The 8,701-nt window shown below is 70.8% G+C and carries 8 protein-coding genes; 6 read left to right on the forward strand and 2 right to left on the reverse strand.

Translation table 11 applies throughout. From position 1 onward, the window contains the following. Positions 1 to 5: 5 nt before the first annotated feature. Positions 6 to 1,394 (reverse strand): cation:dicarboxylate symporter family transporter, encoded by a 1,389-nt coding sequence (locus tag E7Z54_RS03580; RefSeq protein WP_136431633.1) that lies wholly within the window; start codon positions 1,392 to 1,394, stop codon positions 6 to 8. Between the two features lie 123 nt (positions 1,395 to 1,517). Between E7Z54_RS03580 and E7Z54_RS03585 the strand changes: the two genes are divergently transcribed. Beyond that, entirely contained in the window at positions 1,518 to 3,092 is a 1,575-nt protein-coding gene (locus E7Z54_RS03585; protein WP_136431634.1) for an ATP-binding protein, read from the forward strand. Beyond that, positions 3,089 to 3,769, forward strand: a complete 681-nt coding sequence (locus tag E7Z54_RS03590; protein ID WP_136431635.1) for a response regulator — start codon at positions 3,089 to 3,091, stop codon at positions 3,767 to 3,769. Before E7Z54_RS03585 ends, E7Z54_RS03590 begins: the two co-directional genes overlap by 4 nt. A 15-nt stretch (positions 3,770 to 3,784) precedes the next feature. On the opposite strand, the gene E7Z54_RS03595 is transcribed toward E7Z54_RS03590, so the two are convergent. Next, positions 3,785 to 5,245 carry a glycine hydroxymethyltransferase gene (locus tag E7Z54_RS03595; RefSeq protein WP_136431636.1) on the reverse strand — a complete coding sequence of 487 codons (1,461 nt, stop codon included), beginning with the start codon at positions 5,243 to 5,245 and terminating at the stop codon, positions 3,785 to 3,787. A gap of 313 nt (positions 5,246 to 5,558) precedes the next feature. Here E7Z54_RS03595 and E7Z54_RS03600 point away from each other — a divergent pair, with 313 nt between their 5' ends. The 4 genes from E7Z54_RS03600 to E7Z54_RS03610 all read left to right on the forward strand — a co-directional run. After that, complete coding sequence (locus E7Z54_RS03600; RefSeq protein ID WP_136431637.1) at positions 5,559 to 7,292, forward strand: nitrite/sulfite reductase; 1,734 nt, start codon at positions 5,559 to 5,561, stop codon at positions 7,290 to 7,292. Further along, positions 7,292 to 7,459, forward strand: a complete 168-nt coding sequence (locus tag E7Z54_RS22895) for a hypothetical protein (RefSeq protein ID WP_168798145.1) — start codon at positions 7,292 to 7,294, stop codon at positions 7,457 to 7,459. The genes E7Z54_RS03600 and E7Z54_RS22895 overlap by 1 nt, the downstream gene beginning before the upstream one ends. Beyond that, the gene (locus E7Z54_RS03605) at positions 7,456 to 8,199 is read left to right on the forward strand and encodes a phosphoadenylyl-sulfate reductase (protein WP_136431638.1); all 744 of its coding nucleotides are present in this window, start codon (positions 7,456 to 7,458) and stop codon (positions 8,197 to 8,199) included. Before E7Z54_RS22895 ends, E7Z54_RS03605 begins: the two co-directional genes overlap by 4 nt. A 34-nt stretch (positions 8,200 to 8,233) precedes the next feature. Beyond that, a partial coding sequence (locus E7Z54_RS03610; protein ID WP_276606199.1) for a sirohydrochlorin chelatase occupies positions 8,234 to 8,701 on the forward strand: 468 nt, incomplete at its 3' end.

The following is an 8,701-nucleotide window of genomic DNA, read 5'->3' on the forward strand; positions in this document are numbered from 1 at the left end:
TCCGGTCAGACCGGCTGGGGCTCGCGCCGCGCCTCGGCGAGCACCTCCAGGTCCTGCTGGCCGGTCGCCTCCTCGCCCGCGGCGAGGTCGTCGTCGTCGAGCATGGTGGTCTCGTCGAACGGGTCCTCCCCGGCGAGGACGCGCTGCATCTGCGCCCGGTCCACGCCCCCGGTCCAACGGCCGATCAGGACCGTCGCCACCGCGTTGCCGGCGAAGTTCGTCAGCGCCCGGGCCTCGGACATGAACCGGTCGATGCCGACGATGAGGCCGACGCCGTCGACCAGGTCCGGCCGGTGCGAGCTCAGGCCGCCGGCGAGGGTCGCCATGCCGGCGCCGGTGACGCCGGCGGCGCCCTTCGAGGCGATCATCATGAACAGGAGCAGGGAGATCTGCTCGCTGATCGACAGCGGGTTGCCCATCGCGCTGGCGATGAACAGGGACGCCATCGTCAGGTAGATCGCGGTGCCGTCGAGGTTGAAGGAGTAGCCGGTCGGCACGACGACGCCCACGGTCGGCTTGTCCACACCGGCGTGCTCCATCTTCGCGATCAGCCTCGGCAGCGCGGACTCCGAGGACGAGGTCGACAGGATCAGCAGGAACTCCCGGCCGAGGTAGCGGAACAGGGACAGCAGGTTGATCCCGGTGGCCACCTTGAGCAGGACCCCGAGGATGACGAAGACGAAGAGGAAGCAGGTGATGTAGAACCCGATCATCAGGACGGCCAGGCTCTTCAGCGCGTCCACGCCGGTCTCGCCGACGACGGCTGCGATGGCGCCGAAGGCGCCGACCGGCGCCAGCCACATCACCATCGCGAGGACCCGGAACACCAGGCGCTGGATGTGCCCGACACCGCGGAGCACCGGCTCACCCTGACTCCCCATCGCCTGCAGCGCGAAGCCCACGAGCAGCGCGACGAGCAGGGTCTGCAGGACCTCACCGCTGGTGACGGCCGACAGCAGCGAGGTCGGGATGATCCCGAGGAGGAACTCCGAGGTGCTGCCGTGGCCACCCGCGGCCTGCTCGGCGCCGGCGCTGGCCGTGCTGGCGTCGATGGTGAACCCGCCTCCGGGGTTGAGCAGGTTGCCGACCACCAGGCCGATGGCGAGCGCCACCGTGGACATCGTGAGGAAGTAGCCGAGCGCGAGGCCACCGACCTTCCCGACCCGGGCCGCGTTCCGCACGGATCCGACACCGAGCACGATCGTGCAGAAGATCACCGGCTGGATCATCATCTTGATCAGCCCGACGAACCCCTGGCCCAGCGGCTTCAGCTCGACGGCGAGCGCCGGGGCGACGATCCCGACGAGGATGCCGAGACCCACCGCGACGACGACGCCGATGTAGAGGTAGTGGGTGCGGTCCCGGCGCCGCGCCGGTTGCTGGGTGTGACTCATGGATTCCTCCACCAAGAACGGTCCGGGCCTCTCCCGGTTGCCTCAAGGCTCGGGGCCGTTGTGACCGGCGTCACTGTTCTGTTCACAGAGTTCGCGGATCGCTCGGTGCGGCAGGATGACGCCATGCGGCGCACTGCACGCGACAGCCCGGTGGCCCGGCAGATCCTCCTGCTGCAGCTGCTGCTCGTGCTGCTCCTCGTCGGGTCCGCCCTCGGCCTCGCCGCGTACGACGCCCGCCGGGACAGCCGCGACGCGGCCCGTGACCAGGCGGTCGCCGTGGCCCGCTCCGTGGCCGACTCCCCCACCGTCGCGGCCGCGCTTCGTCGTACCGACCCCACGGCGACGCTGCAACCCTTCGCCGAGCGGGTGCGCACCGACACCGGCGTCGACTTCGTGGTGGTGATGAGCCTCGACCGGATCCGCTACACCCACCCCGACCCCGACCGGATCGGTGAGAAGTTCATCGGCGATGTGGGCGGCGCGCCCGAGGGCCGGGTGTTCACGCAGCAGTACACCGGCACCCTCGGCCCCTCGCTCCGGGCGGTGGTCCCCGTCCTCGACGCCGGAGAGGTGGTGGCGCTGGTCGCGGTGGGCATCACGCTGGAGCGGATCGGGGACCACATGCGCGGCAGCCTGCTGCCCATCACCCTGTCGGCGCTGGGGATCCTGGGCGTGGGCGTGGTGGGAGCGTGGCTGGTCAGCCGCCGCCTGCGGCGGCAGACCCACGGCCTCGGGGAGCGAGAGATCACCCGGATGTACGAGTACTACGAGGCGGTGCTCCATGCCGTACGGGAGGGCCTGCTCCTGCTCGACCGGGACGACCGCGTGCAGCTGGCGAACGACGAGGCGCGGCGCCTGCTGGGACTTCCCGACGACGTGGTCGGCAAGTCCGTGCACGAGCTCGGCCTGCCGCCGGCCCTCACCCACGCGGCGGCCGACGAGGTGGCCGGCGCCGACGACCTCTACGTGGCCGGCGACCACGTCCTCGTGGTGTCCTCCTCCCCGGCCATGTGGCAGGGCGAGACGGTGGGTGCCGTGGTCACGCTGCGCGACCGCACCGAGCTGCAGTCGGTCACCGGCGAGCTCGACCTCGTCCGCGGCCTGACCGACTCGCTGCGTGCCCAGAACCACGAGGCCGCGAACCGGCTGCACGCCGTGGTCTCCCTCATCGAGATGGGCAGGGCGGAGGAGGCGGTGGACTTCGCCACCGAGGAGCTGCAGGTCGCGCAGCTGCTGACCGACCGGCTCACCACCTCGGTGCAGGAGCCGGTGCTGGCCGCGCTGCTGCTGGGGAAGACCGCCGAGGCGGCCGAGCGCGGGATCAGCCTCGAGATCGAGGGCGTACTGCACTCCGACGGCCTGCCGCTGGAGCCGCGGGAGCTGCTCACGGTCGTCGGCAACCTGGTCGACAACGCGCTGGACGCGGTCAGCGAGCGTGCCGAGCGACGGATCCGGGTGCGGGTGGCCGGCAGCTCGGGGTACCTGGCGATCAGCGTCGGCGACAGCGGGCCCGGCATCCCGCCCGAGGAGGTCGACCGCGTACTGGAGCGCGGCTGGTCGACCAAGGCCGACTCCGGACGCGGGCTGGGACTCGCACTGGTCGCACAGATCGCGCGCCGGCACGGAGGGTCGCTCGTCGTGGCACCCTCGGACCTGGGCGGCGCCGAGCTGTCCGTGGAGATCGGAGGCCGCTCGTGACCGTGCGGGTTCTCGTCGTCGAGGACGAGGAGCACGCCGCCCGCGCGCACGCCGAGTACGTCGACCGGGTGCCGGGGTTCGCGCTGGCGGGGGTCGTCCGCTCCGCCGGCGAGGCCGCCCGGCACCTCAAGTCGGACCCGGCGGTCGACCTGCTGCTGCTCGACCTGCACCTGCCCGACGGGCACGGGCTCGGCCTGCTCCAGAAGCTGCGCTCGGCCGGCGTGCTGTGCGACGTCATCGCGGTCACCTCCGCCCGCGACGTCGACGTGGTCCGGGCGGCCGTCGCCCAGGGCGTCGTGCTCTACCTGCTGAAGCCGTTCACGTTCTCGATGTTCCGCGACAAGCTCGACCAGTACGCCGCGTACCGCGCCGAGCTCGCCGCGACGACCGGGGACGTCGCGCAGACCGAGGTGGACCGCATGCTCGGCACGCTCCGCTCCCGGGGAAGCAGCGCACCCCTGCCCAAGGGGATGTCCCGCGAGACGCTCGACCAGGTCGTCGCGGCGCTGCGGAGCACCGACCGCGGACTGTCGGCCTCCGAGGTCGCCGCGACGGTCGGCTCCTCCCGGGTCACCGCGCGGCGTTACCTGGAGCACCTCGCGGACGCCGGCTCGGTCGACCGGACCCCGCGCTACGGCGGCAGCGGCCGGCCCGAGGTGGAGTACCGCTGGAAGTGACTGTCGGGCCGGGTCTCAGGCCAGGTTCAGACCCGGGTACAGGGGGTGCTTGTCGAGCAGCTCCGCCGAGGCGTCCTTGACCTTGTCGGCGACGCCGTCGGCGAGCTGGTAGGTCGCCTTGGACGGGCCGCCCGCCTTGGTCGTGCCCGGCTGGGTGTTCTGCAGGACGTGGACCATCAGCTCCGCCACCGCGTCGAACTCGTCGGCACCGAACCCCCGCGTGGTGAGCGCCGGCGTGCCGATCCGGATGCCGGAGGTGTACCAGGCGCCGTTCGGGTCGGACGGGACCGAGTTGCGGTTGGTGACCACGCCCGCGTCGAGCAGCGCCGACTCGGCCTGGCGGCCGGTGAGGCCGAACGACGTGACGTCGATCAGCACCAAGTGGTTGTCCGTGCCGTCCGTGACCAGCTTGGCGCCACGGCGCATCAGGCCTTCGGCGAGCGACTTGGCGTTGTCGGCGACGGCGTGGGCGTAGGTCTTGAACTCGGGAGTGCGCGCCTCGGCGAGGGCGACCGCCTTGGCGGCCATCACGTGCGAGAGCGGACCGCCGAGGACCATCGGGCAGCCGCGGTCGACCGAGGAGGCGTACTCCTCCTGGGCGAGCACCAGGCCGCCACGCGGGCCGCGCAGCGACTTGTGGGTGGTCGTGGTGGTCACGTGCGCGAAGGGCACCGGGTTCTCGTCGCCGGTGAACACCTTGCCTGCGACCAGGCCGGCGAAGTGCGCCATGTCGACCATCAACGTGGCGCCGACCTCGTCGGCGATCTCGCGCATCTTCGCGAAGTTCACCCGGCGCGGGTAGGCGGAGTAGCCGGCCACGATGATGAGCGGCTTGAACTCCTTGGCCTTCGCGCGCAGGGCGTCGTAGTCGAGCAGGCCGGTCTCCGGGTCGGTGCCGTACTGCTGCTGGTGGAACATCTTGCCGCTGATGTTGGGGCGGAAGCCGTGGGTCAGGTGACCGCCGGCGTCCAGGCTCATGCCGAGCAGGCGCTGGTTGCCGAGATCGCCGCGGAGCTTCTCCCAGTCCGCCTCCGAGAGCTCGCTGACGTTCTTCGCGCCGAGCTGCTCGAGCGCCGGGGTCTCCACCCGGTGGGCCAGGATCGACCAGAAGGCCACGAGGTTCGCGTCGATGCCGGAGTGCGGCTGCGCATAGGCGTACGGCGCGCCGAACAGCTCCCGGGCATGCTCGGCGGCGAGGGCCTCGACGGTGTCGACGTTCTGGCAGCCCGCGTAGAAGCGGTGACCGACCGTGCCCTCGGCGTACTTGTCGCTGAACCAGGTGCCCATGGTGAGGAGCACAGCGGGCGAGGCGTAGTTCTCGCTGGCGATCAGCTTGAGCGACGCGCGCTGGTCGGCCAGCTCCTGTCGGGTGGCCTCGGCGATCCGAGGCTCGACGGTCGAGATCACCTCCAGCGCCTGGCGGTAGGCGCTGCTGACCAGCTCACTGTTGGGAACCTGCGCGGTGTTGTCGCTCATGGGCCCAGACTAGTGCCGACCCCCGTGTGACGTGCGTCGCAGGGCACGCCTCGGACCGCCTGGCTCGCTCAACCCTGTCCCGTATCATGAGACTTGCGTCCAGATCATGAGATCGGGATTTGGTCGCCCGACGTCCGAGGGATGAGACTCATTGACATGGTCACTGCTGCCACCCATGCGCACCTCGTGGTTCGACGCCACGTGGACTTCGGGCGCACGCGCAGCATGATGTGTTGGCCCCGCTGATCCACGCCGACCGTCTCCCTCGAGCTGCGCACCACGCGCGCCCTTCAGCGAAGGACCTCATCCCCGCATGCCCGATCTGCGCTTCAAGCCCCAGCCGCCCCAGTTCACCGAGGTTCCCCGGCCTCGTCGTGCGGAGGGCCAGTGGGCATTCGGCTACACCGAGCCGCTCAACAAGAACGAGCAGTCCAAGAAGGACGACGACCCGCTGAACGTGCGGGACCGCATTCTCTACACCTACTCCAAGCGGGGCTTCGACTCGATCGACCCGGCGGACCTGCGTGGCCGGTTCCGCTGGATGGGCCTCTACACGCAGCGCAAGCCCGGCATCGACGGCGGCAAGACCGGCTCCCTGGAGGAGGAGGAGCTGGACGACCGCTACTTCATGATGCGGGTCCGCTCCGACGGCAAGCTGCTGTCGGCCGACGCCGTGCGCGCCCTGGGCTCGATCGGCGTCGACTTCGCCCGCGACACCGCCGACGTCACCGACCGGCAGAACATCCAATACCACTGGATCGACATCGAGAGCGTGCCGGCGATCTGGGAGCGCCTCGAGGCCGTCGGCCTCCACTCGACCGAGGCCTGCGGCGACTCGCCCCGCCCGTTCCTGGGCTCGCCCGTCGCCGGGATCGCCGCGGACGAGATCATCGACGGCACGACCGCCCTGCAGGAGATCGAGCGCCGCTACATCGGTGACAAGGACTTCTCCAACCTGCCGCGGAAGTTCAAGACCGCGCTCACCGGTCACCCGAGCCACGACGTCTCCCCCGAGACCAACGACGTCTCGTTCGTCGGCACCGTGCACCCCGAGCACGGCCCCGGCTTCGACGTGTGGGTCGGCGGCGGCTTGTCGACCAACCCGATGTTCGCACAGAAGCTCGGCGTGTGGGTCCCGCTCGACGCGGTCCCCGACGTGTGGGCCGGCGTCGCCGGCATCTTCCGTGACTACGGCTACCGCCGGCTGCGCTCGCGGGCCCGGCTGAAGTTCCTGGTCGCCGACTGGGGCGTCGAGAAGTTCCGCGAGGTCCTCGAGAAGGAGTACCTCGGCACGGAGCTCGTCTCCAACCCCTCGCCGGAGACGCCGATCGCCCACCGCGACCACGTCGGCGTCCACCCGCAGAAGGACGGCCGGTACTACGTCGGCGTGGCCCCCACCGTCGGTCGCGTGTCCGGGACGCTGCTGGTCCAGCTGGCCGACCTGATGGACGAGTACGACGTCACCGGCGCCCGCCTCACGGCGTACCAGAAGCTCGTGCTGATCGGCGTGGACGGCGACAAGCTGGACGGACTCCTCGCCGGCCTGGACGAGATCGGGCTCACCGCCCGCCCCTCCAACTGGCGCCAGAACACCATGGCCTGCACCGGCATCGAGTTCTGCAAGCTGGCGATCGTCGACACCAAGGAGCGCGCCCGCAGACTGATCGCCGAGCTGGAGAGGCGGTTCCCCGATCTCGACACCCCGATCACGGTCAACGTGAACGGCTGCCCCAACGCGTGCGCCCGCACGCAGGTCGCCGACTTCGGCCTCAAGGGCCAGCTGGTGACCGACGCCGAGGGCAACCAGGTCGAGGGCTTCCAGGTGCACCTCGGTGGCGCCACCGGCCTGCGCGCCAACTTCGGCCGCAAGCTGCGCGCCCACAAGGTCACCAGCGCCGGGCTCGACGACTACATCACCAGCGTGGTGAGCAACTACCTGGTCGACCGCAACGACGGCGAGGCGTTCGGCGAGTGGGTCCACCGGGCCGACGAGGAGCTGCTTCGCGGCGAGAAGACGCTCGAGCCGCAGGGGCTGGAGAGCGTCTGATGTCCGACGAGGAGCCGGGCTCGGGGCGCGCTGTCCCCTACCACTGCCCGTTCTGCAGCGAGACCGACCTGTGGCCGCACGAGCCCACCGGTTGGGAGTGCCGCGCCTGCCGGCGCGCGTTCACCGTCCAGCTGCTGGGGATGATCCCGCAAGGAGGTGCTGCATGACCGCCCCCGCCACCGCGTCCGCGCGGAGCTTCCGCGGCACCCACACCGACGGCCGCTCGCCGGAGGAGCTGCGCGAGATCGTGTCCCACTGGGGCGCCGAGCTCGAGCTGGCACCGGCCGAGGTCATCATCGAGTGGGCCGCCGCGACGTTCGGCGACCGCTTCTGCGTGACCTCCTCGATGGGTGACGCGGTCCTCGCCCACCTCGCCGCCAAGGTGGTGCCCGGGATCGACGTCGTCTTCCTCGACACCGGCTACCACTTCGTCGAGACGATCGGGACCCGCGACGCCGTCGCGGCGACCCTCGACGTCAACCTGATCACGATCACGCCCATCCAGAGCGTGGCCGAGCAGGACGCCGAGCACGGCAAGGACCTCTACAAGAGGGACCCCGACCTGTGCTGCGCCCTGCGCAAGGTGAAGCCCCTCGCCGAGTCGCTCAGCGGGTACGACGCCTGGGCCACCGGCCTGCGTCGCGCCGAGACCCACAACCGGGTCATCGCGCCGGTGATCGGCTGGGATGCCAAGAAGCAGAAGGTGAAGGTCTCCCCCATGGCGCGGTGGAGTGACGAGCAGGTCGATCGCTACATCGCCGAGAACGGCGTACTGGTCAACCCGCTGGTCTACGACGGCTACCCGTCGATCGGCTGCGCGCCATGCACCCGTCGCGTCGCTCCCGGCGAGGACCCGCGCAGCGGACGCTGGGCAGGCACCGGGAAGACCGAATGCGGGATCCACTGATGACCCGTCTGACCGACGAGAGGAGAAAGTCCTGATGGCCGCTCCGGCTCTGATCGCGCTCGCCCACGGCAGCCGTGACCCTCGCTCCGCCGCGACTGTCACGGCCCTGGTCGAGGAGACCAAGGCGATGCGCCCCGACCTGCGCATCGAGCGAGCGTTCCTCGACCTCGCGAAGCCGAACTTCCACACCGTCGTCGACCGGCTGGTCAAGGCCGGCTACGAAGAGATCGTCGTGGTGCCGCTGTTGCTGGTGGAGGCGTTCCACGCCCGCGTGGACGTGCCCGAGGTGATCGCCGAGGCGACCACGCGGCACCCCGGCCTGCGGATCCGGGCGACCGATGTCCTCGGACTGGAGGCCCGGTTCCTCGAGGTGCTCGACGACCGGCTGCGGGAGGCGCTGCGCGCCGCACGGGTCCGCGAGCTCGACGCGCTGGTGCTCGCCGCGGCCGGGTCGTCCGACCCGCTGGCCAACCAGGCGGTCGCCCGGCTGGCCCGCCTGTGG

The sequence above is a fragment of the Nocardioides sp. genome (assembly GCF_004803405.1).
Taxonomy (GTDB): Bacteria; Actinomycetota; Actinomycetes; order Propionibacteriales; family Nocardioidaceae; genus Nocardioides; species Nocardioides vastitatis.

Excerpts from the sequence above, each read along its gene's own strand:
- E7Z54_RS03580 (WP_136431633.1), bottom strand. The coding sequence starts at position 1,394 with ATGAGTCACACCCAGCAACCGGCGCGGCGCCGGGACCGCACCCACTAC.
- E7Z54_RS03585 (WP_136431634.1), top strand. The coding sequence starts at position 1,518 with ATGCGGCGCACTGCACGCGACAGCCCGGTGGCCCGGCAGATCCTCCTG.
- E7Z54_RS03595 (WP_136431636.1), bottom strand. The coding sequence starts at position 5,245 with ATGAGCGACAACACCGCGCAGGTTCCCAACAGTGAGCTGGTCAGCAGC.
- E7Z54_RS03600 (WP_136431637.1), top strand. The coding sequence starts at position 5,559 with ATGCCCGATCTGCGCTTCAAGCCCCAGCCGCCCCAGTTCACCGAGGTT.
- E7Z54_RS22895 (WP_168798145.1), top strand. The coding sequence starts at position 7,292 with ATGTCCGACGAGGAGCCGGGCTCGGGGCGCGCTGTCCCCTACCACTGC.
- E7Z54_RS03605 (WP_136431638.1), top strand. The coding sequence starts at position 7,456 with ATGACCGCCCCCGCCACCGCGTCCGCGCGGAGCTTCCGCGGCACCCAC.